Below are 26112 nucleotides of genomic sequence, written 5' to 3'. Positions count from 1 at the left end.
GGCCCGCACAAGAACACCAACAGGAAACACGCTCGTATGCAACACGATTTGCCGCAGGAAGTTCAGGACGCCATCCAGTTTTCCGTCGATCACGAATCGGCATGGGACCGCAATGCCGATGGCAACTTCGGCGTGCACGTGAACGACCCGCCGCCGTGGAACTGCTTGCTGGGCCCCATTCACGATCGCGGCCCTGTGTCCGGCGCGGTTGCTGTGAACGGGCGCCCGCTCGCGCAATGGGGCGCGCCCGATCGGCCCGATCTGACCTTCAGCATCGCCAAGACGTATCTGGCGCTGCTCGCGGGCGTGGCGCACGATCGCGGCCTGCTGCCCGATCCCGACGAGCCCGTCCACGTGCGCGCGCCCGGCATCGGCTTCGACGATGACCACAATGCGCAGGTCACGTGGACGCATCTACTGCAACAGACGAGCGAATGGCAAGGCACGTGCTTCGGCCTTACCGATCAGGCCGATCACTATCGCGCCGTTACGTTCGGCGAGCCGCCCGACGGGAAAAAAGGCGACTTGCGCCCGTTACGCGCACCCGGCACGTATTGGGAATACAACGACGTGCGCATCAACCAGCTTTCGTTCGCGCTCCTGTGCCTGTTCGGTCGTTCGTTACCCGAAGTCTTTCGCGAGACGATCATGAGGCCCGTCGGCGCGAGCGAGAACTGGCAATGGGTCGGTTACGACGACGCGTGGATCGATCAGGGCGGCAGACGCGTGCAGTCGGTGCCGGGCGGCTCGCATTGGGGCGGCGGCATGTCGGTGAGCGCAAACGATCAGTTGAAGGTCGCGCAAATGCTGCTCGACGACGGCGTCGTATCCGGCCGCCGCGTACTCTCGCGCGAATGGATCGCGCGTATGCGCACGCCCTGCCCGCTCGCGCCGTTCTACGGCTCGCTGGTGTGGCTCAACACGGGGCGGCGCATGTTCCCGAGCGTGCCCGAGTCGAGCTGGTTCGGCGTCGGCGCGGGCAGTTCGTTCATGTGGATCGAGCCCGAGCGCAAGATCGCGCTGATCGTGCGCTGGCTCGATTCGCAATTCGCCGATGCGTTCTTCGGCAAGATGCTGCACGCCGTGGATGCCGTGTGCGCGCGCCAGGGCACGAGGACGCTGGCGACCTAGCGCAGCGCCATTTCCAGCACCCGCGCCACGTGCAGCGCCGTGGCGTTTGCGCCGTCGTGGATCTGGTGGCGGCAACTCGTGCCATCCGCCACGACGAGATCGGCGCGATCCGCCTTGCGCACGGCGGGCAACAGCGCCAGCTCGGCCATCGCCAGCGAAGCTTCGTAGTGCTCCGCTTCGTAGCCGAAGCTGCCCGCCATCCCGCAGCATGACGATTCGATCGGCTTCACATCGAGGCCCGGAATCCAGCCCAGCACCGTGAGCACGGGGCGGAAGGCGTCGAATGCTTTCTGGTGGCAGTGGCCGTGCACCCACGCGCGTGGCGCATCGAGTTCGTGCAACGTCAGATCGAAGCGGCCCGCGCCTTTCTCGCGCACGAGGAATTCCTCGAACAGGAACGCCGCGGCCGACAACTCCCGCGCTTCGTTGCCGTAGCCGTATTGCAGGAATTCGTCGCGCATCGAGAGCAGGCACGAAGGTTCGAGCCCGACGATCGACACGCCGCGGGCCACGAACGGCATCAGCGTATCGAGCAGGCGCCGCGCCTCGCGCTTTGCCTCGTCGACCAGTCCCGCGGCGAGGAAGGTGCGGCCACAGCAGAGCGGCCGCTCTTCGCCGCGCACGTTGAAGTGCACGAAATAGCCGGCCGCTTCGAGCACACGTTGCGCGGCGCGGGCGTTTTCGGGCTCGAAGTTGTCGTTGAAGGTGTCGACGAACAGCACCACTTCCTTCGTTGCCGCTGCTGCGTCGGGCTTTGCGGCCGCGACCTCCGCAAGGAACGAAGGCCGCAACTGCGGCAGCGAGCGTTGCGGCGCGAAGCCGAGCATGCGCTTTGCCCACGCGGAGACCACCGGGATACGCTCGGCTGCCGCCGCAAGGCCGCCGGCTTGCGCCGCGCGCCGCGCATAGCGCGGTAAATACGCAATCATCTTCTCGCGCAGCTTCAGGCCGTGCTTCGTATTCCATGCCGCGCGCGCCTCGATTTTCAGCTTCGCCATGTCCACGCCGGTCGGACAGTCGCGCTTGCAGCCCTTGCACGATACACACAGGTCGAGCGTGTCCTTGACGTCGTCGCTTGCGAGTCCGTCCTCGCCCAACTGCCCCGAAATCGCGAGCCGCAACGTATTCGCGCGGCCACGCGTCACGTGCTTCTCGTCTTTCGTCACGCGGTAGCTCGGGCACATCGTGCCCGCGTCGAACTTGCGGCAGTGGCCGTTGTTGTTGCACATCTCCACGGCCTTCGCGAGGCCGCCGGTCAGGTCGTCGCCGCTGCCGGGCGGCGTTTCTACACCCGTTAGCGGATCGCGGCCCACGTCCCACGCCGACCAGTCGAGCATCGGGCGCATCTGGCGCTCGCGATATCCCGGCGCGAAGCGGAACAGCGTCGCGTCGTCCATCTTCGGTGGCCGCACGATCTTGTCGGGATTGAAGCGGTTCTCAGGATCGAACAGCTGCTTGATTTCCGAGAATGCGGCGTTGATCTTCGGTCCGTACTGCCAGGCAATCCATTCGCCGCGGCACAGACCATCGCCATGCTCGCCCGAAAACGCACCCTTGTACTCGCGCACGAGTTCCGCAGCCTGCTTGCCTATCGCGCGCATTTTCGCCGCACCGTCGCGGCGCATGTCGAGTATCGGCCGCACGTGCAGCGTGCCGACGCTCGCGTGCGCGTACCACGTGCCTTCGGTGCCGTGCCGATGGAAGATTTCGGTCAGGCGGCTCGTGTACTCCGCGAGATGTTCGAGCGGCACGGCGCAGTCCTCGATGAACGAGACGGGCTTGCCGTCGCCCTTCATGCTCATCATGATGTTCAGGCCCGCCTTGCGCACTTCCCATAGCGCCTTTTGCTCGTTCGCATCGGTCATCTTCACGACCGAGTCCCGCAGGCCTTGATCGCCCATCAGCTGGACCAGGTCATCGAGGCGGCGCAGCTGGGCGTCGCGCTCGTCGCCCGCGAACTCGACCAGCAGGATCGCATCGGGCATGCCCACCAGCGCCTTTTCGATCACCGGCTTGAAGCCCGGATTGCCGAGCGCGAGTTCGATCATCGTGCGATCGACCAGCTCGACCGCAGTCGGCTTGAGCTTGACGATGTGCTGCGCCGAGTCCATCGCCTGCCAGAAGGTGGGAAAACTCACCACGCCCAGCGTTTTGTGCGCGGGCAACGGCGCGAGCTTCAGCGTGATCTGCCGGCTGAACGCGAGCGTGCCTTCGGAGCCCACGAGCAGATGCGCGAGATTCGCCACGCCGTCGTCGGTATAGGCGAGCGGGTTCTGGCAATCGAACAGGTCGATGTTGTAGCCGGCCACACGGCGCAGCACCTTCGGCATGCGTTCCGCGATCTCGCCGCGCTCGCGCGTGGCGATACGCTGTACGCCTTCGAGCAGCGCCGCCAGCCGCACGCCTTCGTGCGGCATGTTCAGCGACTGGAAGCGCGCTTCGGTGCCATCCGCGAGAATCGCGTCGATGCCGAGCACGTTGTGCACCATGTTGCCGTATTCGATCGAACGCGAGCCGCACGAGTTGTTGCCCGCCATGCCGCCGATCGTGCACTGCGCCGCCGTCGACACATCCACGGGAAACCACAACCCGTGCGGCTTGAGCCACGCGTTCAGATGATCGAGCACGACGCCCGGTTCGACCGTCACCGTGCGCGCATCGGCGTCGAACTCGACGACGTTGTTGAGCCACTTCGACGTGTCGATCACGAGCGCTTCGCCCACCGTCTGCCCGCACTGGCTCGTACCCGCGCCGCGCGCCAGCACGGGAGCGTGCGCGAGGCGCGCCACTTCCAGCGCGGCGCGCAAGTCGTCCTGATCGCGTGGCACGACCACGCCGATGGGCATGATCTGATAGATCGAGGCGTCGGTTGCGTAACGGCCGCGGCTTGCGGCGTCGAACAACACGTCGCCGCGCAGTGCTTCACGCAGACGCCGCGCGAGCGGCGAGCCGTGGCCCGCGCTCGAAGGAACGAGATGAACCGGCTTGACCAGCATGCCCGAGGTGCGTGCGCCTTCCATCGCCGTTCACACTCCTTGATGAGAACCTGCGGGTTCGTCAGCCTTCGTGCCCAGCTCGAAGCGGCTCTCCGGCTGCATGCGGAACGCGAGGATCACGCCGCACCCCATCAGCACCATGCTGCCCACGAACGGCAGGTCCCAGTTGCCGAAGCGGTCGATCAGAAAGCCGCCCACCACGGGCGAGATGATCGCGGCCAGCGCCGAGCCCGTGTTCATCATGCCGCTCGCCGTGCCCGAGAATTCCGGCGCGATATCCATGGGAATCGCCCACATCGGCCCGATCGTCATTTCGGCGAAGAAGAAGCCCGCCGCGAGGCACGCCATGGAAATGACCGGGTCGTGCACGAACATCAGCGGCACGAGCACGATCAGCGTGATCAGCATGCACACCGAGACCATCCAGCTGCGCGCGCGCTTGAGGTTGCCCGTGCGCTGAAAGAGCCAGTCGGTCACGAGGCCGCCGAGCGTGTCGCCCACCACGCCCGCGAGGAACACCACCGAGGCGAAGATCGCCGACTTGCCCAACTGCAGGTGATAGTTGTGCAGGAAGTATTGCGGGATCCAGCTAAGGAAAAGCCACAGCGTCCAGCCGTAGCAGAAGTAGACGATCGTCACCGGAATCATGCGCCTGAAGAGCGCCATCCACGGCAGGCCGGTCGCGCGCGGCTTGGGCGGCGGCAGGATCGCGAGCTCGGCCTCGGTAATGCGCGGGTGATCCTTCGGATGTTCGGTGAAGGTGAACGCCCACACCACCACCCACAGCAGGCTGAGCGCGCCGCAAACATAAAACGATTCGCGCCAGCCGTAGCGCGCCATCACCAGCACGACCACCGCTGGCGCCACGGCATTGCCGATGCGCGAGGCGGAGTGCGTGATGCCCTGCGCGAAGCCGCGCCGCTCTTTCGCGACCCAGCGCGACATGGCCGAGGTCGAGGCGGGAAACGTCGCGCCCTCGCCGAAGCCGAGCAACAGGCGCGCGGCGAGCAGCGTGGCGAGGCCGCCCGCCATGCCGGTGAGAACCGTGGCCACGCCCCACAGCGCACCGCAGAAACGCAGCGTGCGCCGCGCGCCGAAGCGGTCGCTCACCCAGCCGCCGATGATCTGAAACAGCAGGTACGGATACGCAAACGCCGAAAAAACCAGTCCCACTTCGGTATGCGAAAGCTGGAACTCCTTGCCGAAGCCCGCCGCCGCCGTGCTCACGTTCACACGGTCGAGGTAGGTGATGAAGTACATGATGCAGAGCATGATCAGCACGATGCTGCTCGCGCTCGTCAATCGATACCGTTTCATCGTCAGTCTCCGTTGCTGGTTCTGTCGGCCGCATCGCCCTTCTCGAAGTGGCGTCCGGCATGGGAACGATCTTGCATCGCCCGGAATCGGCCTCGCATGCCGCGCCCCGTGCGCGGCATGTGAAAAAGTGCTTGTTTCAGGCGGCTTTCAGCGACACCACGTTGGGTTGCGCCGCGAGATAGTCCATCGCGGCTGGCAAGCCGCTGTCCTTCAGGGGCACGCCCGCAATGCGCAGGCCCATCTCGCAGCCGGCCAATGCCGCCAGCAGCGTGAGATCGTTGCAGTCGCCCAGATGCCCGATGCGGAACATGCGCCCTTTGACCTTGCCGAGGCCCGTGCCGAGCGAGAGATCGAAGCGCTCGTAGATGATCTTGCGCACGGCATCCGCATCCACGCCTTCGGGCATCATCACGCCCGTGAGCACGGGACTGTAGACGGCGGGATCGGCGCACTGGATCTCGAGGCCCCACGCGCGCACCGCCCGCCGGCACGCCTCGCCCAGCCGCTGATGCCGCGCGAACACGTTGTCGAGCCCTTCGTCCTGCAGCATATCGAGCGCTTCGGAAAGGCCGTAGAGCAGGTTCGTGTTGGGCGTGTACGGCCAGTAGCCGCTCTTGTTCATCTCGATGATCTCGGTCCAGCCCCAGAAGCTGCGCGGCAGCTTCGCGTGCTCGCTCGCGGCCAGCGCCTTCGCCGAAACCGCGTTGAAGCTGATGCCCGGCGGCAGCATGAGACCCTTCTGCGAGCCGGAGACGGTCACGTCCACGCCCCATTCGTCATGGCGATAGTCAGCGCTGGCGAGACCGGAAATCGTGTCGACGAGCAGCAGCGCCGGGTGCCCGGCGGCATCGATCGCGCGGCGCACCGCGGCGATGTCCGAGGTCACGCCGGTCGAGGTCTCGTTATGCACCACGCACACCGCCTTGATGGCGTGCTGCGCGTCCTCGCGCAAACGCTTTTCGATCATGTCGGCCTGCACGCCGCGCCGCCAGCCCTCGATGCCGGGCAGGCCGAGAAATTCCGGCTTCAGGCCCAGGCGTTCGGCCATTTGCTTCCACAACGTCGCGAAATGGCCCGTCTCGAACATCAGCACCGTGTCGCCGGGGCTCAGCGTGTTGGTGAGCGCGGCTTCCCACGCGCCCGTGCCGGAGGCCGGGTAAATCACCACCGGCTGCTGCGTCTTGAAGATCTTCTTGATGCCGTCCAGCACCTTGAGCCCGAGCACGGCGAACTCGGGGCCGCGATGGTCGATGGTCGGATAGCTCATCGCGCGCAGGATGCGATCGGGCACCGGGCTCGGCCCGGGAATCTGCAGGAAATGGCGACCAGCGGGATGGAAATCGAGCTTCAACATGCAATCGCTCCTGTTTTGAATTTTGCATTCAAAAAACTATAATCCAGCCAGTTCATGTGCAGACAGACAATTCTGACGTGGTTTACCCCAGGCACAGCTAGCTTCTTTGGGGTCCTGTCCTTGGGCTAGAATTCGCTGGAAATCGATGGAAATGCCTTTTGCATGCAAAACCCGAACCTGAACCCCTCTGCGACCAGCCCGGAACTGCCGCCCATTCCGCGCCAGCAACTCCATGACACCGTCGTCGACCATCTGCGGCGGTTCATCGTGGAAGGCGCGCTCGAGGCCGGGCGCAAGCTCAACGAGCGCGAGCTGTGCGAAACGCTGGGCATTTCGCGCACACCGCTGCGCGAGGCGCTGAAGGTGCTCGCGTCCGAAGGGCTGATCGAGATTTCGCCGAATCGCGGCGCCTCGGTCTCGAAGATGTCGGAGGCGGAACTGCGCGAGACCTTCGAACTCATGAGCGGACTCGAAGCGTTTTCAGGCGAACTGGCTTGCGAGCGGATCACCGCGGCTGAGATCGCCGAGATCAAGGCGCTGCACTACGCGATGCTCGCCTGCCGCGCGCAGAACGATCTGGCCGGTTACTACAGCCGCAATCAGGCGATTCACGACAAGATCAACGAAGCGGCGCGCAATTCGGCGCTGCGGCAGACGTATATCGCGGTGAATCGCCGTTTGCAGGCGCTGCGGTTCCGCTCGAACTTCGAAACCGCCAAGTGGGACCGCGCGATCCATGAGCACGGCGAAATGCTGGCGGCGCTCGATGCGCGCGACGGCAAGCGGCTCGCGGCGATACTGCGGCAGCATTTGCTCGCCAAACGCGATGCGGTGTTGCGGATTGGGGATACGCCGTCGGTGCAGGACACCGGCAACTAAATCGCCGCTCGCGCCACGTCTTTCGACTACTTCGCCGCCGACTCCAGAAAACTCTGCGCAAGCTGCTTCCTCAGGTGATCGGCAGCAGGTGAGAGCCTGCGGCCCACGCGTGTGACCATCTGGCTCGAAAAGCCCGCCGCGATCGGATGATCGATCGGCACGGCCACCAATTCGCCCAGATCGATGCCGCGGCGCGCCGTGATCGACGACATGAACGCCACGCCAAGACCAGCGGCCGCGAGCGTCTGCGCCGTGTTGAACAGATCCACGCGATACGCCGGCATCACGTTCAGACGCGCATCTTCGAACAGCGACTGCACGAAGTGCTGCACACCGAACGACTCGGTCATGAAGATCAGGCGCTCGCTGGCGAGTTCGGCGGGCGCCACCTTGTGCATCTTCGCAAAGCGGTGCGAGGGTGCGACGAGCGCGCAAAGCGGCCGCGACGCGAAGGGATGAATGCGCATGGCAGGGTCGTCGGAGGTGCGTGTGCACAGGCCGATATCGACGACGTCGTCGCGCACGAGCGACAGCACGACCGGCGTCGGCCCCGAGCGAATCTCCACGAGAATGTCCGGGTACGTCATCGAAAAACGCTGCAACGCCCGCGCGATCAGATTGCCGATGAAGCCCTCGCCCACACCCAGCGCCACGCGGCCGCGCCGCAGGTGCCGGTACTCCTCCAGGCGCGCGGCCAGATCGCGCTGACGGCGCTGCCCGTCGCGATAGTGGTCCACCAGCACCTGACCGATCTCGGTCACGGCCACACTGCGCCCGCGCCGCTCGATCAGCGGAAAGCGCAACCGGCGCTCCAGCGCCGCCACCTGCCTGCTGATGACCGAGGCGTTGATGCCGAGCGCCTCGGCGGCCATGCGCACGCCGCCTGCGGCTGCGATTTCGGCCAGATAGCGCAGCGGGCGCTCGCCGATCTCGTCGATCGCGCCTCGCGCCGCATCTTCCCAATCTGCCTTTCCCCGCACTGCATTGCTCCTTCCGCGCGCCTTGCCATGCTGCGCCGCGACAATCTATCGTTGACTATAAGTCAACATTTTCGGTGCTTTTCCGTCATGGGTCGAGTTTTTCGTCGATGCAATACTCGGCCTTTGGCTTTTGCCCAAAACCCATTCCAATAAGGGGAGTCCCCGTGAGCGAGCACCACTACTGCGAAGTCGCCGACCTGGCCGAAGCCCGATCGGAACTCGACGAAATCCGTCATCACCTCCACAAGCACCCCGAGCTGTCGTACGAGGAAGCCGACACGTCGTGTTTCGTCGCCGACAAGCTCGAGTCCTGGGGCTACGAAGTCACGCGCCATGTGGGCGGGCACGGCGTCGTGGCGGCGCTCAAGGCCGGCACGAGCACGCGCACCGTAGGCGTGCGCGCCGACATGGACGCCCTGCCGGTCCAGGAGCTGACCGGCCTCGACTACGCGAGCATCCACGCGGGCAAGATGCACGCGTGCGGCCACGACGGCCACACTACCGTGCTGCTCGGCGCCGCGCGCCAGCTCGCGAAAACGCGCAATTTCGACGGCACCGTCCACCTGATTTTTCAGCCCGCCGAGGAAGCCGGTTCGGACAGCGGCGCCGAGCGCATGATCGCCGACGGCCTGTTCGAGCGCTTCCCCTGCGAAGCCATCTTCGGGCTGCACAATCATCCGGGCGTGCCCACCGGCACCTTCGGCTTTCGCGCCGGCCCGCTCATGGCCGCGTGCGACACCGTCAAGCTGCGCGTTCACGGCAAGGGCGGCCACGCGGCGCGCCCGCATCTGGCCGTCGACCCGGTGCTCGTGGGCAGCAGCATCGTGATGGCCCTGCAGTCGGTGGTGTCGCGCAACGTCGACCCCAACGAAGCCGCGGTCGTGACCGTCGGCGCGTTCCGTTCGGGCCACGCGCCGAACGTGATCCCCGAAGACGCCGTGCTCGAAATGAGCGTGCGCTCGTTCTCGCCCGAGGTGCGCGCGACGCTCGAGGCACGCATTCGCGCGCTCGTGCAAGCGCAGGCGCAAAGCTACGGTGCGACGGTGGACATCGAATTCATCCGCGGTTATCCGGTGCTGATCAACAGCGAAGCCGAAACCGAATTCGCACGCCAGGTCGCCGAGGAACTGGTCGGGCCGGAGCACGTCATCGCGCCCTTCCCGCCGATCGCCGGCAGCGAGGACTTCGCGTACTACCTGCAGCAGCGGCCCGGTTGTTTCGTACGCCTTGGCAATGGCGAAGGCCGCCCGATGCTGCACAATGCGCGCTACGACTTCAACGACGACAATCTGACCATTGGCGCAGCGTTCTGGACGCGCCTCGTCGAACGCTTCCTCAGCAAGGAGCGTGCATGAACGCCGCCACCGAACCGCTTCTGGAAACAGCCGAAGAAGCGCCGCTCTCGCCGGGCTACCAGCGCAAGATCGTTCTCGCGGCGGTGATCGGCAACCTGCTCGAATTCTTCGACTTCACGGTCTATAGCTATTTCGCGCTCACGATCGGCCATCAGTTCTTTCCGGCCGACAGCCAGGTCACGTCGCTCTTGCTCGCGTTCGCGGTGTTCGCCGTGGGTTTCGTGATGCGCCCGCTCGGCGGCATCGTGCTCGGCCGCTACGCGGACCGCGCGGGCCGCAAGCCGGCGCTCACGCTCACCATCCTGCTGATGGCGGTGGATTCCGCGTCCATCGGTCTTGCACCGACCTATGCGCAGATCGGCCTGGCCGCGCCGCTCTTGATCGTGGTTGCCCGCCTCGTCCAGGGTTTCGCGCAGGGCGGCGAGTTCGGCGCGGCCACCGCCACCCTCCTCGAAATGGGCGGCCAGGCAAGCCGCGGGTTTCGCGCGAGCTGGCAGCTCGCGAGCCAGGGCGCGGCGGCGCTGCTCGGCTCGGGCCTCGCGGCGAGCCTCGGCTTTCTGCTCTCCGCGGAAACGATGCATAGCTGGGGATGGCGCATTCCGTTCTTGCTCGGCACGCTCATCGCGCCGGTCGGCATCTATCTGCGCCGGCACATTCGCGAAGAGCCGCCCGCGCAGCGCGTGATCGCGGACCGCGACGACCCGAAGCGCGGCCTGTACGTGCGCAACTGGTTTCTCACGATCTTCGCGATCATGGGCATGTCGGTTTCGACCTACGTGATGATGTACTACATGCCGACCTACTGCATCCAGTACCTGGGACTGCCACCCAAAATGTCGATCCTCGCGGGCGTGGCGTCCAGCACGATCTCGCTCGTGATGTGCCCGATCTACGGCGCGTGGTCGGACCGCATGGGCCGCCGCAAGCCGCTCACGGTGATCGGACGCGTCGCGTTGATCCTGCTGCTCTATCCGGCGTTCTGGTTCATGACGCACTTTCCGTCGCTGCCGGTCGTGCTCGCCGCGCTCGTCGTGCTCATGCTCTGCTATACGATGGGCTCTGCGCCCGCTTACGCGCTGATGCCGGAAAACTTTCCGAAACATCTGCGGGCAGGCTATATGTCGAGTGCATACGCGATTGCGGTTTCCGTGTTCGGCGGCACGGCTCAGCTCGTGGCCGGCTGGCTCATCCATGTGACGGGCAACAAGATGGCGCCCGCGTGGTACATGATCGGCTGCGTGCTGATTTCGCTCATCGCCGTTTCAATGTTCGAGGAAACCGGCAACAAGCAGATCGACTGACCGCTCGCCTGACAAGATGCAGCCCTAAAAAGGGCGGGCGACGCACGCTGCGTCGCTCGCCCTTCGCACTACACCCCGATTCTTCTTCTTTAGCCAGTTTGACTACCTACCGCGCCCTTATTGGCTTCCGCCAGGCTGCGTGCTCATCCCGCCATTGCCGTTACCGTTGTCGTTGTTATACGGCATGCTTTGAGGGGTTCCCGTGGCAGGCGCAGGCGCCGCGCCAGTCCCCGTTCCCTGGCCGCCGCCGGTCGCTGTAGTGCCGGGCGCGCCATAGCCGCTATTGTTATAACGGGTGCCTGCGGTGCTGCCCGGCGGACGCGCCGTATTGATGCCCGCCGCGCCCGTCGTGCCGCCGCCCGCGCCGACACCATTGCTACCGCCGCCGGCGCCACCGGCTCCCCCGCCGGCTCCCCCGCCTGCGCCCTGCGCGAGCGCCGCTGCCGAACACGTTGCGATGATGACCCCAGCCAGCAATTGTTTGATCGATCCATTCATTTCGCTCTCCTTGAGGATTGTGGATGGAACTGCTACGTGGCGAACCGGCGGCGCACCACGCCTGACCGTTGTTCCGCAAGCGCCATGCCGCCGCAGAGTCGAATCCGGCTGCGCGCCGTTTGCTCTGATTCGAGGTTTCACGCACCGCGCGGCATCCGCCTTGCTACAGTTGAGATTGGTTGCAAACGGTCTCAGACGGTCTCACTCAAGGAGGAAATCGCAATGGCCAATCTGCTCGACAACTGCAAGGTCGCAATCCTTGCCATGGACGGATTCGAGGAAGTCGAACTTACCGAGCCGCGCCGCGCATTGAAGGAAGCGGGGGCGCACGTGGACGTGATATCGCAGAAAAGCGGTGAAATTCAGGGTTTTCGTCACGTCGACAAAGGCAGCAAGATCAAGGTGGACCGCACCTTCGGCAGCGCGAAGGCGGATGACTACGACGCGGTCGTATTGCCCGGCGGCGTGGTGAACTCTGATGCCATCCGCCTGATTCCGGAGGCGCAGGCGTTCGTGCGTGCGGCCAACGACGCGCATAAGACGATTGCCGTGATCTGCCATGGTGGTTGGCTGCCGGTCTCAGCTGGTATCGTCAAGGGACACACCATGACGAGCTGGCCCTCGCTTCAGGACGATATCCGCAATGCGGGCGGCAAGTGGGTCGACGAGACCATGGTCCACGACGGCAACTTCATTACGAGCCGCAAGCCCGACGATATACCTGCCTTCAACGCCGAGATCATCTCCACCCTTTCGGCGGCGGCGGGCACGGCATGACGGCGCCGGCCGGCGTCATGCTCACAGCGCCACCTGCACGCCCAGCTCGACCACATGCGCGGGAGCCAGACCGTAATACTCGGCGCTCGAAGTGCAGTGGTACGACATGAACGCGAAGAGCCGCGCACGCCAGCGGCTCACGTCCTGCTGGGCTTGCTCGCGCAGCACCTCGTCGCGCGGCAAGTAGAACGTGGTCTGTTGCGGGTCGAAACGCCAATCGCCCAACCTGCCTTGCAGCGATGCCAAAAGCCGCGGCAGATTGGGCCGCTCGACGAAGCCATGATGCGCGACGATCTCCCAGCAACCCGCGCCGAGGTCGCGCGCTTCGATGCGCGTTTCATCGTCAGCCTGCGGTGCGGACTCCGAAACATTGGCGAACACGATCACCGTGCGATGCAGGACGTGATTGTGGCGCACGTTGCTCGCGAGCGCGGCCGGCGTCATGCCGGGTGCGTTGCCCGGATACACGGCCGTGCCCGGCACGCGAGGCGGCTTCGGATCGGCAGTGCAGATACCACGCAAAAAGACGTCCACCGATTCGCCGCGTGCCGCATGACGCGCCTCCAGTTCGCGGCCACGGTGCCAGGTACTCATCATGATGAACAGCAATGCGCCCACGGAAACCGGGAACCAGCCACCGGTGGGAATTTTCGGCAAGCTCGCGGCAAGCAGCATGCCGTCCACGATCAGCAGCGGCACACATGCCAGCCATGTGGCGACGCGCGGCCAGCCCCATACTTCGCGACATACAGATAGCATTTGCATCGACGTGGTCACCATCGTCATCGCCACGGCGAGGCCATACGCGGACGTGAGCCGCTCGGAGCTGCGAAAGAACAGCACGAGAAACACCACGGCCACGAGCAAACCCGCGTTGACTGCCGGAACATAGATCTGGCCGCGCCGCGTGCTCGAGGTTTCGATCGTGCGCATGCGCGGCAGGAAGCCCAACTCGATGGCCTGGCTCGTCATGGAAAACGCGCCCGAGATCACCGCTTGCGAAGCGATGATAGTGGCAAGCATGGCGATGCCGACCGCCGGAATGAGCGCCCAATGCGGCATCGAGCGAAAGAACGGCTGGCTGGCGCCGCCCGGCTCGAACAGCACGGTCGCGGCCTGGCCGAAATAGCCCGCGACGATCGCCGGCAGCACGACGCAAAAGAACGCAATGCGAATGGAGCGCGTGCCGAAGTGGCCAATGTCGGCGTAGAGCGCCTCGGCGCCCGTCAACGCAAGAATTACGGCAGCGAGCACGCCGAAGGCGAGCCCCGGATGCGCGAGCGCGAGCCGCACGGCCCAGACCGGCGACGCCGCGGCGAGAATCGCCGGATAGAGCACGATGTGATAAACGCCCACCGCGCCGAGGCTCAGGAACCAGAGCGCCATGACGGGCCCGAAGGTGCGCCCGACCACGGCGGTGCCGCGCGCCTGGAACAGGAAGAGCGCCACCAGAATCGCCAATGAAACCGGCAGCACGGCGCTGTCGAATGCGGGATTGATTTCCTTGAGCCCTTCCACCGCGGAAAGCACCGAAATGGCAGGCGTGATCATCGAGTCGCCGTAAAACATCGCCGCACCGACGAGACCCGCGAGCACGAGCAGACGCGGCGCGGGCCGCCCCGCCTTCGCGAATCCGGCGCACACCAGCGCCGTGAGCGCAACGATGCCGCCCTCACCCTCGTTGTCGGCGCGCATGACGAAGCAGGCGTACTTGAGCACGACCACGATCAGCACCGCCCACAGGATCATGGAGAGCACGCCCATCACCACCGGCTGGGCCGAGGAATGCGCCGTCTGCACGGCTTCGCGCAGCGCGTAGATTGGGCTCGTGCCGATGTCGCCGAACACCACGCCGAGCGAGCCGAGCACCAGTGCGCGCTGGCCGGCGTCGTCGTCCTGCTTGCGCGCCTGCTCTTTCGGCGCGTTTCCGTACGGGTTGAGGCGTTCCTTGAGCATGGCTGCGCGGCGTTCGGTGGAGACTTTGGCCTCTCGCAATTGGCGTTCCTCTGGCGCCTGAGCCAATGGAAGGGTCGAACGGCGATTTCCCGGCCGCGTGGCGAACTTGCCTTATCCGTCGGGCACGCCTATATTGAGTCCAAATGGTTGCGAGTCGCAACCATTTGCATGAAGACCGTGCAGACCATAACGGAGACCATCATGGATTTTGTCGACGTGCCCGCGCAGCCTCGCGAGACGACCATCCTCGAACTGCGCGAGTTCTCGCGGCGGCTCGTGCGCGAGCTGGGCTTCATGCGCACCACGCTCGCCGACAGCGATCTCGCCCCATCCGCCGTATACGCCATCATCGAGATCGGCGCGCAGCCGGGCATCAATGCACGGGCGCTCGGCGACATCCTGCGGCTCGACAAGTCGAACACGAGCCGCCAGGTCGCGCGGCTCGAGGCGGCCGGTCTCGTCAAACGCAAGACCGCCGACGATGACGCGCGCTCTACCGAGTTGACCCTGAGCGCGGCAGGCCAGAAGCTGCGCGCGAAGATCGACCGCTTCGCCACGGATCAGGTTTCCAATGCGCTGCGCAGGCTCGTTCCTGCCGACCAGCAGACGCTCGTGCGTGCGCTCGCGCTCTACGCCGACGCGCTCGCGCACGACAACCCCAACGAGACCCGCGCAACAGCGCCGGCGGCGGGCGTGCAGATCGTGGAAGGCTACCGGCCCGGCTGCATTGGCGACATTGCGAGCCTGCACGCGCGGTTCTACGCCGCGAACTGGGGCTTCGGCTCGTACTTCGAGAAGAAGGTGGCCACGGAACTCGCCGACTTCACCGGCGCCTTGCCAGCCGTTGGCAAGGCGCTCTGGCTCGCGGTGGAGCGCGATCGCGTCCTCGCTTCGCTTGCCATCGACGGGAACGAGAGCGGCAAGGCAGGTGTCGCTCACCTGCGCTGGTTCATCGTCGACGACTCACTGCGCGGTACCGGCATCGGCCGGCAGTTGATGACCAACGCGATGCAGTTCGTCGATGCGCACTACGCCGAGACCTACCTGTGGACCTTCAAGGGCCTCGACGCCGCGCGGCATCTGTACCAGTCGTTCGGCTTTCACCTCGCGCAGGCGTCCGAAGGCGACCAGTGGGGCACGAAGGTCACGGAGCAGCGCTTCGTGAGGCGCCGTGCCGATTGACTCGCATCACGCGGAACTCGCCGGGCGCCCGCGCGTTTCCGGCATGCGCAGATACACGATCAGCGAAATCGCCGCGCAGGCCGTGACGTACCAGTAAAAGTACTGCTCGTGGCCGCTCGCCTTGAAGCGCAGCGCGACAAACTCCGTCGTGCCGCCGAGAATCGCCGTGGTGAGCGCGTACGGCAGTCCCACCGCGAGCGCGCGGATGCGCGTAGGGAACAGCTCCGTTTTCGCGAGCATGTGCACCGAGGTGAATCCGCTCAACATCACGAGGCCGGCGAACGACAACAGGAACGCCACCAGCGGATCCCGCGTGTGACTGAGCGCCGTGAAAAGCGGCACGGAAAACAGCGTGGTCGACAGGCCAAAGCAGATCAGCACCGGGCGGCGGCCGAACACGTCGGAGGCGAGCCCGAAGAGCGGCTGGAGCGGCATATACAGCAGCAGCGCGCCGGTGGAGACGAGCGTCGACATCTCCTTCGAAAGGCCCACGGTGTTCACGAGGTACTTCTGCATGTAAATCGTGAACGTATAGAAGCCCACCGTGCCGCCCACAGTCATGCCGATAGCGAGCAGAATCTGCCGCCAGTGCAACAGCAGTTGCTTGAGCACGGGCGGACCGGCCTCACGCCGGCCACGCTCGAACGCTTCGGTCTCCGTCACGTTGCGGCGCATATAAAGCGCGAACAGCGCGAGCGCGCCACCCAGCAGAAACGGCACGCGCCAGCCCCAACGCTCGATCTGCCCGGCCGTCATCAGCAGGTTCTGCATGACGAGCATGAGTGCGAGCGCAACGAGTTGGCCGGCCACCACGCTCACCTGCAAAAAGCCAAGATAGAAGCCGCGCCGGTTGGCGGGCGCGATCTCGCTGAGGTAAGTCGCACTGGTGCCGTACTCGCCGCCCATGCTCAGGCCCTGGAGCAGGCGCGCCGCGATCAGCACGACAGGCGCGAGCACCCCGATGCTCGCGTAGCCGGGCGTGAGCGCGATCATCAGCGAGCCGATGCACATGGCCGTGACCGACCACGTGAGAGCCGACTTGCGCCCGTGGCGGTCGGCGTAGAAGCCCACGAGCCAGCTGCCGAGCGGCCTCGCAACGTAACCCACGGCCGCGATGGCCGCCGTGTTCATGAGCTGCACGGTCGGCTTGTCGCTCGGGAAAAACGACTTCGCGAAGTAAATCGAAAAGATGCTGTACGCCAGAAAGTCGTACCACTCGATCAGGTTGCCGGCCAGGCCCCCGACGATCGAACGGATGCGCGGCCGCGCGATCGGTGCTGTTTCTGCCGGCTGGTTTTCGATTCGGACTCCGAAATCCGTGTCGTTCGACATGCGTGTCTCCTCCTCTTGTTTTGCAAATTGTGCGCTGTGGCGTTCAGTCCTTCGGTGCGTACTCGCGATCGAGCCGGTCGAAGAGCGGCTTGTTCACGAGGCGCTGACGCTCGGCGAACGGCGCGACGATCGTCGCGTCTTCGTCGAGCCGGCCGTTCGTGCGCAATTGCCCGAGCGCGCGCTGCATGCCGACCACGGCGCCCTGCAGCGCCGCGTTCGCGTACAGCACCAGCGCGTAGCCAAGGCCCGCCAGCGCCTCGCGCGACTGCACCGGCGTCTTGCCGCCAATCACGATGTTGATGAGTTGCGGCGCGTCGATGAGTTTGGGCAGGCGCTCGATGTCTTCGAGCTTTTCCGTGGCTTCGATAAAGAGAATGTCCGCGCCCGCCTCGATGAACGCGTGGCCGCGCGCGATCGCGTCTTCGATGCCGTGCACGGCGGCCGCGTCGGTGCGCGCCATGATGAGCAGGTTGCCATCTTCGCGCGCATCCACGGCGGCGCGGATCTTGCCCACCATCTCGCTCGCGCCGATCACTTCCTTGTTAGCGAAGTGGCCGCACTTCTTCGGCATCACCTGGTCTTCGAACTGGATCGCGTCGGCGCCGCTGCGCTCGAGCGTGCGCACGGTCTGGCGCACATTGAGCGCGTTGCCGAAGCCCGTGTCGGCATCGACGATGAGCGGCAGGTTGACCGCGTCGCGCACGCGCGCCGTGTGCTCGGCAATGTCGCTCAAGCCGATGAAGCCGAGATCGGGCAGGCCGAACGACATGTTTGTGACGCCCGCGCCCGTGAGGTAGAGCGCTTCGAAGCCGGCGTCCTCGATCACGCGGGCGCTCATGGCGTTGAAGGCGCCCGGCACGAGCAGGCCGCGGCGCTCGTTGACCTTGGCGCGGAACGCGGCGCGGCGTGCTGCAGTGGAAGTGGTCATCGCGATGACTCCGTTCAGTGGGTTTTGAGATGGCTCAGACAATCGCACGACGTGTGCCAACGAGCGGAAACTGGGCGCAAACCATATAAAACAATACTTTAGGCAACCCCAGCGTACGACCGGTGTTTCATGCCACAATCTATGGAACGTTTCATGAAACGTTTCCGAACACCCAATTCCGTACCAAGGATTGCGCCGTGCCTCCCTCCAGCCTGTCCCAGGCCGCCAGCCGCCCGAGCATCGCGCTCGTGAGCATCAGCCGGCTGCGCAATCTCTGCGAAACCGTTGCGCCGCGCTATGCCAGCGAGGCGCGCTTCTTCAACGTGCGCGAAGGCTATGGCGACGCCGTCACGGCGCTGCAGCCCTATATCGAAGCCGGCACCGTCGACGTGGTGCTCGCCGCCGGGTCCAACGGCGCGTACCTGCGCGACAACCTGAGCGTGCCCGTGGTCATGGTGAAGGTGAACGGCTTCGATGTGCTGGCCGGCATCACGCACGCGAACGCCACCTGGCCCGGCGCGCCGATCGGGCTGATCCTGCACGAGAGCGTCTCGCACGAACTCGCCGACCTCGGCGCGTGGCTCAACCTGCGGCTCACGCAGTGCGCCTATCGCACGGTGGACGAAGTGCACGACGCCGTCACGGCGCTCGCCGCCGAGGGCTGCCGCGTCATCATCGGCCCCGGCATGGCTTGCGATCTCGCCCAGGCGGCGGGGCTCGAAAGCGTGTTCCTGTACTCGCTGGGCGCGGTGCGCGAGGCATTCGAGCGCTCCGTGGAACTGGCCCGCGTGAGCCGCCAGAAGGAGTCCAAGCGCGTGCGCCTGAACACGATCGTCGCGCACCTGCGCGACGGCGTGGCCGCTTTCGACGAAGCCGGTCAGCTCGAAGCGGTCAATCCAGCCATGCTCGATCTGCTCGGTCTCGACCGCGCGCGCGATGTGAGCGCGCAACTGGTCCGCTCGGTGGGCCCGCTACTGCACGAAGTGGCCGGCGGCGATGCGGCGGTCGATGAACGCATCGAGCAGATCGGCGGCCGCTCGCTGATCGTGAGCTGCGTGCCGATCGTCGAGCAAGGTGCGCGCTCGGGCGCGGTGGTCACGGCGCAGGATGCGCTCGTCGCGCAGCGCATCGACCGGTCGCTGCGCACGACCCAGCGGCCGCGGCACCTCGTGGCGCGCTACGAACTGGACGACCTGGTCGGCGTTGCGCCCGCCATGGCGCGCGTGCAGCGCCTCGCGGCCATGAGCGCCGCGCACGACGCCACCGTGCTCCTCACGGGCGAAAGCGGCACGGGCAAGGAACTCGTCGCGCAGGGCATCCATAACGCGAGCCGCCGGCGCGGCAATCCATTCGTTGCCTTCAACTGCGCGGCGCTGCCCGAGGGGCTGATCGAAAGCGAGCTGTTCGGCCACGAGGAAGGCGCGTTCACGGGCGCGCGGCGCGGCGGCAAACCGGGCCTCGTCGAAATCGCGCATACGGGCACGATCTTTCTCGACGAAATTGGCGAGATGCCGCCCGCGCTGCAAAGCCGCCTGCTGCGCGTGCTCCAGGAGCGCGAGGTGATGAAACTGGGCGCCAGCCGCGCTACGCCCGTTGACGTGCGCGTGATTGCCGCCACGCACCGCGACTTGCGCGCGCTGGTGCAGGAAGGCGCCTTCCGCGCCGACCTGTATTTCCGGCTCAATCTGCTGCATATTCCGTTGCCGCCCTTGCGCGAACGCCGGGAGGACATTGCCGCGCTCGCGCGCCATCTGCTCGAACGTATGGCCGATCGCTACGCCTTGCGTGCCGCCGCGATCGAGCGCGTGCTCACGCTGTTCGCACCATACTTCGCGAGATATTCGTGGCCCGGGAATGTGCGCGAGCTCGAGAATCTGCTCGCGCGCGCGGCCATCTTCCTCGCCGACGAAACCGGCGACGCGTCCGCGGATATTTCGTTATACGATGTATTCCCGGAATTCGCGCAGAACGATGCGCCGCGGCGCGCGGCGATTGCCTCGAACGGCGCGCGGCGCGACGCCGCCAGGCCGGTCACGCGGGAAGACGTCGAGCGCGCACTCACCGCGCACGGCGGCAATCGCGCAGCCGCCAGCCGCGCGCTCGGCATAGGCCGCACGACGCTTTGGCGCTTGATGAAGGGCGCGTGAGCGCACGGAGTATCATGACAACCTCCACGATGCGCCGATTGAGGGCGCATCGAACCTGCCGGGGAACCTGCCTTCGTGAACTATTTCAATGTCCTGCTCGCGCTTTCGGGCGTCCTGTTGCTGAGCGTCGCCAGCCCGGGGCCGAACTTCGTCATCGTCACCTGCACGGCGGTGGCCTCGCGGCGCGCGGGCCTCGCGACCGGCCTCGGTCTCGCCGCCGCGTCCGGCACATGGGCATGGATCGCCATCGCGGGCCTAAGCCTGATCGTCTCCCATGTGGCCTGGATCGGCACCGGGCTGCGCATCGCAGGCGCGGCCTACCTGATCTGGCTCGGCGCGAAGATGCTCCTCACCGCACGACAGCCCTTGCAGGTTGCCGCGCAGGCGGGCGCTTCGGGTTGGGCCGCCGCGAAGAAGGGCTACGTCGTCAGCATGACGAATCCCAAGGCCATTGCGTTCTACGGCAGCATTTTCGCGTTGATGGTGCCCGCTGCCGCGCCGCGCTGGCTCGAAGTGGCGGTCGTCGTGATCGCGATCCTCATCTCGTGCGCCTGGTATTGCTCGATGGCCCTGCTCGCCTCGCATCCCACGGTGCGCCACTTCCTCGTCCGGCGCAAAGCCGCGCTCGACTCGGTGGTGGGCGTCGTGCTGATCGGGCTCGGCGGGCGCATGCTCGCGGGGCGCTGAGCCGGGTCACGCGGCCATGAGCGTGCGCATGGCTTCGCAATGGCTGCGCGCCGCGCCGCTGGCGTCGGCATTGACGCTGGCGTTCGTGCTCGCGGCGTCGTCCTTGCCGGCCCGCGCGCAAAGCGCGCCCAAGGTCGTCGACATACCCACGAGGCCCGGCGTCACCCAACGCTTCCTTTTCATTGCGCCCGCAGCGCCGAAGGCGGCCGCGATACTTTACGCGGGCGGGCATGGCGGCCTGCAACTGGACCCGCAGGGAAACTTCGGCTGGGGCGCCAACAATTTTCTCGTGCGCAGCCGCATGCTGTTCGTGGGCGACGGCGTTGCTGTGGCAGTCATCGACGCGCCGAGCGACCGGCAATCACCGCCCTACCTGGACGGTTTTCGCCTCACGCCGGAACATGCCGAGGACGCTCGCGCCGTGATCGCATGGTTGCGTGAACAATTACACGTGCCGGTCTGGCTCGTCGGCACGAGCCGCGGCACGCAGTCGGTCGCGGCCATCGCGATTGCTCTTGCGAATGACAGCAACCCCAGCGCTGGCCCGAACGGCATCGTACTCACCTCGACCATCCTGCGCGAAAATCGGGGCGGCGACCCGGTCACGGGCATGAAGCTCTCGGCACTCAAAATTCCCGTGCTCGTGGTGCACAACAAGGACGACGCCTGCAAGGTGTGTCCGGTGTCCGAAACGGACACGCTCATGCAGAAGCTCACGCAATCACCGGGAACGAAGCTGATGCTCGTCTCCGGCGGAACTTCGCGGGGCGACCCGTGCGGGGCGTACGCGTATCACGGCTTCAACGGCATCGAAAGCGAAGTCGCGCACGGCATCACGGCGTGGATGCTGGCGCCTTAGCGGGCTTTCCGCGCCGGGCATCCCACCTCTGCTTGCACCTCTAACCGCCCTTTCTTTTCACGGGCGCGCTGTTGTGTCCGAACGACCCCGGCGGCTCCGCCCGGCCGTGATGGCCGAGCGGCACCTCGGCCGTCTGCTCCGGATGCGGCCCGCCCTCGCGCGGCATGAACTCAGGCCGTGGTTCCGGTTGATCGAAGCTGCCCGGCGCACCCCGTGGGGGTTTCTCCTGCGTCGGCTGCTTGCCGGCGGCGAGTTCGTCGTCGGTTGCGCTGGCCTCGTCCGGCCTGGGGTTTTGGGTTGAAAGACCCATCATCCGCTCCTTAAAGGGTGTGGATGCGAGGCATCCTGTTCATGATTTCGGACCGCTCGCCGGCGTCGGTTGCGCGCCGGCTGGCGCCGACATCTGGCTACTCGAAGAATCCTGGGTTTGCGGGCGCGCCCCTTCGTCTGCACGTTTGCAAGCCGTACAGCCAAGCGCCAGTGCGGCCGCGCCGAGCAGCCAAACACGCGGCCACGAATGGAGCCACAAACGGGCGCGCGGCCTGTCCAGATTGGCACCCGATTTCGCAGTGCTTTTCATCCGATCCCTCCCTTGTGCGCGCCAATTGCAATTCCGCGCGCCACGCTTGTAATTCTTCTACCCCGCTTCCCGTCTGTCCCACCATTCACCTTTTCGCTGGCGCGCTGCGTATTGCGCCGGTCCTGCGCTCATCCTGCATTCCCGAAAGGCTTCATTCCCGATAAGCCGCCATCACGATCCACATATCGCGCTCGCCATTGCTCACTTCGGCAGCCAGCGCATAGCGGTCATGCGGACTGCAGGCGTTCTGCAGCGCCTTGCGCGCCTGTTCCGTGTTGTCGTAGTCGCGCTTTTCCAGCGGACGCACTTCGTTGCGTCCCTCGAACATCTTCTGGTCCTTGCGGTAGATAAGCGTTTCGGTTTTCCATTCGCGAAAACATTCCCGGACATGCTGGAAATCGCCTCCGCAGACGTTCACTTGATAGCGTGGAGTTGACTTCATGATCGACTGCCTCCCTTGCCGGTTCGACGCGCACCTGCCGCTAACCTCACGCCGCGCGCGTCCACACCCGCGGCGCCGCATAGGGCGTGCCGGGCCTGACTTCCCTTGCGGGCGGTATTGCATTTGCGCAGCGGGTGAGTCGTCTGATGGAGAGGGAGAAGTCATGAGCACGAGCCAGCATCCTGCTACGCGACGCAAGGGCGGGCGCCCCGCGCGGCAGCGTCATGCCCACGCGAGCGCCGCGAAAGCGCACACGAAACGCGCCACGAGCGGCGCCCCGAAAAAATGGTCGAAGCACGTGAACGAGACGAGCGACGCCATGGACATCGAGTCCGGCGTATTCAAGTCCGGCAGCGCCGAAGCGATCGCCCTCTCGCTCAAGGAGTCGTCGCTGCACAGCCGGCGGCGCAAGGGCACGCCATTTCAGTCGGCCATGTCGATGCTGAACTTCTACATCAACCGCGCAGGCAGAAACCTGCCCAAGTCGCGGCGCGACACGCTCGCGAAAGCCAAGGGAAAGCTTCGGGAAGCGTTTGGCCGCAAGCCCTGAGCGAAAATTTCAGGCTTTTTCACGGGGGCATCGGCTTTGCGACCAACTCTTATATAAGACATAAGACATTTGACGTTATATCGTATTGCGCTTAAAATCCCGGCCAAAGCAGTGCCTGGAAAAGCCTCGGAGTGCCTGAAAAGCCTTCGCCTTCAAACGCAATACCAGTAGGTCCCCCAATGCTTGAAAACTTTCGCGCTCACGTAGCCGCGCGCGCCGCGCTCGGCATTCCCCCCCTGCCGCTCACGGCTCAGCAGACCGCCGAACTGGTGGAACTGCTGACGAATCCTCCCGCTGGCGAAGAGCAGACGCTGCTCGACCTGATCACCAACCGCGTGCCGGCAGGCGTCGACGAAGCCGCCCGTGTGAAGGCCGGGTTCCTGGCCGCCGTGGCCAAGGGCGAAACCGCCTGCGCACTGATCTCGCGCGCTCGCGCGACCGAACTGCTCGGCACGATGCTGGGGGGCTACAACATCGCCCCGCTGATCGCGCTGCTCTCCGACGCCGAAGTGGGCACCGTGGCTGCTGAAGCGCTGAAGAAAACCCTGCTGATGTTCGACCAGTTCCATGACGTCAAGGAACTGGCCGACAACGGCAACGCCAACGCCAAGGCAGTGCTGCAAAGCTGGGCCGACGCCGAATGGTTCACGAGCCGCCCGGAAGTGCCGCAAAGCCTGACCATCACCGTGTTCAAGGTGACGGGCGAAACCAACACCGACGACCTCTCGCCGGCCCCGGACGCGACCACCCGCCCGGACATCCCGCTGCACGCGCTGGCGATGCTGAAGAACGCGCGTCCCGGCATCACGCCGGAAGAAGACGGCAAGCGCGGCCCGGTCAGGTTCATCGAATCGCTGAAGGAAAAGGGCCACCTGGTCGCCTACGTGGGCGACGTGGTCGGCACGGGCTCCTCGCGCAAGTCGGCCACCAACTCGGTGCTGTGGTTCACGGGCGAAGACATCCCCTTCATCCCCAACAAGCGCTTCGGCGGCGTGTGCCTCGGCGGCAAGATCGCCCCGATCTTCTACAACACGATGGAAGACGCCGGCGCCCTGCCGATCGAACTCGACGTGTCGCAAATGGAAATGGGCGACGTGGTCGAACTGCGCCCGTACGAAGGCCGTGCGCTCAAGAACGGCGCAGTCATCGCCGAATTCCAGGTCAAGTCCGACGTGCTGTTCGACGAAGTGCGCGCCGGCGGCCGCATTCCGCTGATCATCGGCCGCGGCCTGACCGCCAAGGCGCGTGAAGCGCTGGGCCTCGCGCCGTCGACGCTGTTCCGCCTGCCGCAAAACCCGGCCGATACCGGCAAGGGCTTCTCGCTCGCGCAGAAGATGGTTGGCCGCGCATGCGGTCTGCCGGAAGGCCAGGGCGTGCGCCCGGGCACGTACTGCGAACCGAAGATGACCTCGGTCGGCTCGCAAGATACGACCGGTCCGATGACCCGCGACGAACTGAAGGACCTGGCGTGCCTCGGCTTCTCGGCCGACCTCGTCATGCAGTCGTTCTGCCACACCGCCGCTTATCCGAAGCCGGTGGACGTGAAGACGCACCAGACGCTGCCGAACTTCATCAGCAACCGTGGCGGTATCGCGCTGCGTCCGGGCGACGGTGTGATCCACTCGTGGCTGAACCGCATGCTGCTGCCCGACACCGTCGGCACCGGCGGCGACTCGCACACGCGCTTCCCGATCGGCATCAGCTTCCCGGCGGGCTCGGGTCTGGTCGCCTTCGCGGCGGCCACCGGCACGATGCCGCTGGACATGCCGGAATCGGTGCTCGTGCGCTTCAAGGGCAAGATGCAGCCGGGCGTCACGCTGCGTGACCTCGTGAACGCCATCCCGCTGTGGGCGATCAAGCAAGGCTCGCTGACGGTTGCCAAGCAAGGCAAGAAGAACATCTTCTCGGGCCGCATTCTCGAAATCGAAGGTCTGCCCGACCTGAAGGTCGAGCAAGCGTTCGAACTGTCGGATGCTTCCGCTGAACGTTCGGCCGCCGGTTGCACGGTGCATCTGAACAAGGAACCGATCATCGAATACCTCAACAGCAACATCACGCTGCTGAAGTGGATGATCGCCCAGGGCTACCAGGACCCGCGCAGCCTGCAGCGCCGCATCAAGGCGATGGAAGCGTGGCTGGCCGACCCGCAACTGCTGCAACCGGATGCGGACGCCGAGTACGCCGCCGTCATCGAAATCGACCTGGCCGACGTGCATGAGCCGATCGTGGCCTGCCCGAACGATCCGGACGACGTGAAGACGCTGTCGGACGTTGCCGGCGCCAAGATCGACGAAGTGTTCATCGGCTCGTGCATGACCAACATCGGTCACTTCCGTGCCGCGTCGAAGCTGCTCGAAGGCAAGCGCGACATTCCGGTCAAGCTGTGGGTCGCGCCGCCGACCAAGATGGACCAGAAGCAGCTGACCGAAGAAGGCCACTACGGCGTGTTCGGCACGGCTGGCGCGCGTACCGAAATGCCGGGCTGCTCGCTGTGCATGGGTAACCAGGCACAGGTGCGCGAAGGTGCAACGGTCATGTCGACCTCGACGCGTAACTTCCCGAACCGTCTGGGCAAGAACACGAACGTGTACCTCGGCTCGGCGGAACTGGCGGCGATCTGCTCGCGTCTGGGCAAGATCCCGACCAAGGAAGAGTACATGGCCGATATGGGCGTGCTCAACGCCAACGGCGACAAGATCTACCAATACATGAACTTCGACCAGATCGCCGACTTCAAGGAAGTGGCCGATACGGTGACGATGTAAGTGTGATGCTGGAGTACGGCGCGGGACTGTTGTTCCAGATCTGCGCCGTAGCGCCGGACAATGGCGCCGCAGGCTGAATGCCTGCGGCGCCATTTT

Annotated in this window: 21 protein-coding genes; 11 read left to right on the top strand and 10 right to left on the bottom strand. The window is 65.5% G+C overall.

The window, feature by feature from the left end; genetic code table 11:
* Positions 1-36: 36 nt before the first annotated feature.
* A complete protein-coding gene (locus AB3X98_RS05095; RefSeq protein ID WP_368604444.1) occupies positions 37-1131 on the top strand; it encodes a serine hydrolase domain-containing protein in 1095 nt (364 codons plus the stop codon).
* On the opposite strand, the gene AB3X98_RS05090 is transcribed toward AB3X98_RS05095, so the two are convergent.
* From AB3X98_RS05090 to AB3X98_RS05080, 3 genes are all read right to left on the bottom strand, one after another.
* Positions 1128-4151, bottom strand: a complete 3024-nt coding sequence (locus AB3X98_RS05090) for an FAD-binding and (Fe-S)-binding domain-containing protein (RefSeq protein WP_368604445.1) — start codon at positions 4149-4151, stop codon at positions 1128-1130. The genes AB3X98_RS05095 and AB3X98_RS05090 overlap by 4 nt on opposite strands.
* Positions 4152-4157: 6 nt before the next feature.
* Positions 4158-5444: an MFS transporter gene (locus AB3X98_RS05085; protein WP_368604446.1), complete on the bottom strand. Its 1287-nt coding sequence runs from the start codon at positions 5442-5444 to the stop codon at positions 4158-4160.
* 136 nt (positions 5445-5580) lie between these two features.
* Positions 5581-6798: an alanine--glyoxylate aminotransferase family protein gene (locus AB3X98_RS05080; protein ID WP_368604447.1), complete on the bottom strand. Its 1218-nt coding sequence runs from the start codon at positions 6796-6798 to the stop codon at positions 5581-5583.
* A gap of 162 nt (positions 6799-6960) precedes the next feature.
* Between AB3X98_RS05080 and AB3X98_RS05075 the strand changes: the two genes are divergently transcribed.
* Positions 6961-7677: a GntR family transcriptional regulator gene (locus AB3X98_RS05075; RefSeq protein ID WP_368604448.1), complete on the top strand. Its 717-nt coding sequence runs from the start codon at positions 6961-6963 to the stop codon at positions 7675-7677.
* Between the two features lie 26 nt (positions 7678-7703).
* Here AB3X98_RS05075 and AB3X98_RS05070 read toward each other — a convergent pair whose 3' ends face one another.
* Complete coding sequence (locus AB3X98_RS05070) at positions 7704-8657, bottom strand: LysR family transcriptional regulator (RefSeq protein WP_256094890.1); 954 nt, start codon at positions 8655-8657, stop codon at positions 7704-7706.
* A gap of 164 nt (positions 8658-8821) precedes the next feature.
* On the opposite strand from AB3X98_RS05070, the gene AB3X98_RS05065 reads away from it, so the two are divergent.
* Both AB3X98_RS05065 and AB3X98_RS05060 read left to right on the top strand, forming a co-directional pair.
* Entirely contained in the window at positions 8822-10012 is a 1191-nt protein-coding gene (locus AB3X98_RS05065; RefSeq protein ID WP_069266669.1) for a M20 aminoacylase family protein, read from the top strand.
* Positions 10009-11313, top strand: a complete 1305-nt coding sequence (locus AB3X98_RS05060) for an MFS transporter (protein WP_368604449.1) — start codon at positions 10009-10011, stop codon at positions 11311-11313. The genes AB3X98_RS05065 and AB3X98_RS05060 overlap by 4 nt, the downstream gene beginning before the upstream one ends.
* A gap of 117 nt (positions 11314-11430) precedes the next feature.
* On the opposite strand, the gene AB3X98_RS05055 is transcribed toward AB3X98_RS05060, so the two are convergent.
* Positions 11431-11811, bottom strand: coding sequence for a hypothetical protein (locus AB3X98_RS05055; RefSeq protein WP_069266670.1), 381 nt, complete (start codon positions 11809-11811; stop codon positions 11431-11433).
* Between the two features lie 222 nt (positions 11812-12033).
* On the opposite strand from AB3X98_RS05055, the gene AB3X98_RS05050 reads away from it, so the two are divergent.
* Positions 12034-12588 carry a type 1 glutamine amidotransferase domain-containing protein gene (locus tag AB3X98_RS05050; protein ID WP_368604480.1) on the top strand — a complete coding sequence of 185 codons (555 nt, stop codon included), beginning with the start codon at positions 12034-12036 and terminating at the stop codon, positions 12586-12588.
* Between the two features lie 21 nt (positions 12589-12609).
* Here AB3X98_RS05050 and AB3X98_RS05045 read toward each other — a convergent pair whose 3' ends face one another.
* Positions 12610-14583: a potassium transporter Kup gene (locus AB3X98_RS05045; protein WP_368604450.1), complete on the bottom strand. Its 1974-nt coding sequence runs from the start codon at positions 14581-14583 to the stop codon at positions 12610-12612.
* 162 nt (positions 14584-14745) lie between these two features.
* On the opposite strand from AB3X98_RS05045, the gene AB3X98_RS05040 reads away from it, so the two are divergent.
* A complete protein-coding gene (locus tag AB3X98_RS05040; RefSeq protein ID WP_368604451.1) occupies positions 14746-15726 on the top strand; it encodes a GNAT family N-acetyltransferase in 981 nt (326 codons plus the stop codon).
* A gap of 6 nt (positions 15727-15732) precedes the next feature.
* Here AB3X98_RS05040 and AB3X98_RS05035 read toward each other — a convergent pair whose 3' ends face one another.
* Together AB3X98_RS05035 and AB3X98_RS05030 are read right to left on the bottom strand one after the other, a co-directional pair.
* Positions 15733-17058, bottom strand: coding sequence for an MFS transporter (locus tag AB3X98_RS05035; protein ID WP_368604452.1), 1326 nt, complete (start codon positions 17056-17058; stop codon positions 15733-15735).
* A gap of 43 nt (positions 17059-17101) precedes the next feature.
* The gene (locus AB3X98_RS05030; RefSeq protein ID WP_069266674.1) at positions 17102-17986 is read right to left on the bottom strand and encodes an oxaloacetate decarboxylase; all 885 of its coding nucleotides are present in this window, start codon (positions 17984-17986) and stop codon (positions 17102-17104) included.
* Positions 17987-18183: 197 nt separating this feature from the next.
* Between AB3X98_RS05030 and prpR the strand changes: the two genes are divergently transcribed.
* The 3 genes from prpR (at position 18184) to AB3X98_RS05015 (ending at position 21679) form a co-directional block, all read left to right on the top strand.
* Positions 18184-20133, top strand: a complete 1950-nt coding sequence (gene prpR / locus AB3X98_RS05025; RefSeq protein ID WP_368604453.1) for a propionate catabolism operon regulatory protein PrpR — start codon at positions 18184-18186, stop codon at positions 20131-20133.
* A 75-nt stretch (positions 20134-20208) separates the two neighbouring features.
* Entirely contained in the window at positions 20209-20820 is a 612-nt protein-coding gene (locus AB3X98_RS05020; RefSeq protein WP_368604454.1) for a LysE family translocator, read from the top strand.
* A 28-nt stretch (positions 20821-20848) separates the two neighbouring features.
* The gene (locus tag AB3X98_RS05015; RefSeq protein ID WP_368604455.1) at positions 20849-21679 is read left to right on the top strand and encodes an alpha/beta hydrolase; all 831 of its coding nucleotides are present in this window, start codon (positions 20849-20851) and stop codon (positions 21677-21679) included.
* A 40-nt stretch (positions 21680-21719) separates the two neighbouring features.
* Here AB3X98_RS05015 and AB3X98_RS05010 read toward each other — a convergent pair whose 3' ends face one another.
* Together AB3X98_RS05010 and AB3X98_RS05005 are read right to left on the bottom strand one after the other, a co-directional pair.
* Positions 21720-21992 carry a hypothetical protein gene (locus AB3X98_RS05010; protein ID WP_368604456.1) on the bottom strand — a complete coding sequence of 91 codons (273 nt, stop codon included), beginning with the start codon at positions 21990-21992 and terminating at the stop codon, positions 21720-21722.
* Between the two features lie 418 nt (positions 21993-22410).
* Complete coding sequence (locus AB3X98_RS05005) at positions 22411-22701, bottom strand: hypothetical protein (protein ID WP_069266679.1); 291 nt, start codon at positions 22699-22701, stop codon at positions 22411-22413.
* 163 nt (positions 22702-22864) lie between these two features.
* On the opposite strand from AB3X98_RS05005, the gene AB3X98_RS05000 reads away from it, so the two are divergent.
* Both AB3X98_RS05000 and acnB read left to right on the top strand, forming a co-directional pair.
* A complete protein-coding gene (locus AB3X98_RS05000; protein WP_368604457.1) occupies positions 22865-23251 on the top strand; it encodes a DUF3175 domain-containing protein in 387 nt (128 codons plus the stop codon).
* Between the two features lie 179 nt (positions 23252-23430).
* A complete protein-coding gene (gene acnB, locus AB3X98_RS04995; RefSeq protein WP_368604458.1) occupies positions 23431-26016 on the top strand; it encodes a bifunctional aconitate hydratase 2/2-methylisocitrate dehydratase in 2586 nt (861 codons plus the stop codon).
* Positions 26017-26112 lie beyond the last annotated feature (96 nt).

Origin of the sequence: Paraburkholderia sp. BR14312, assembly GCF_040948675.1 — a bacterium.
GTDB lineage: Bacteria > Pseudomonadota > Gammaproteobacteria > Burkholderiales > Burkholderiaceae > Paraburkholderia > Paraburkholderia nodosa_A.
This window is presented reverse-complemented; position numbering and strand designations above follow the sequence as displayed.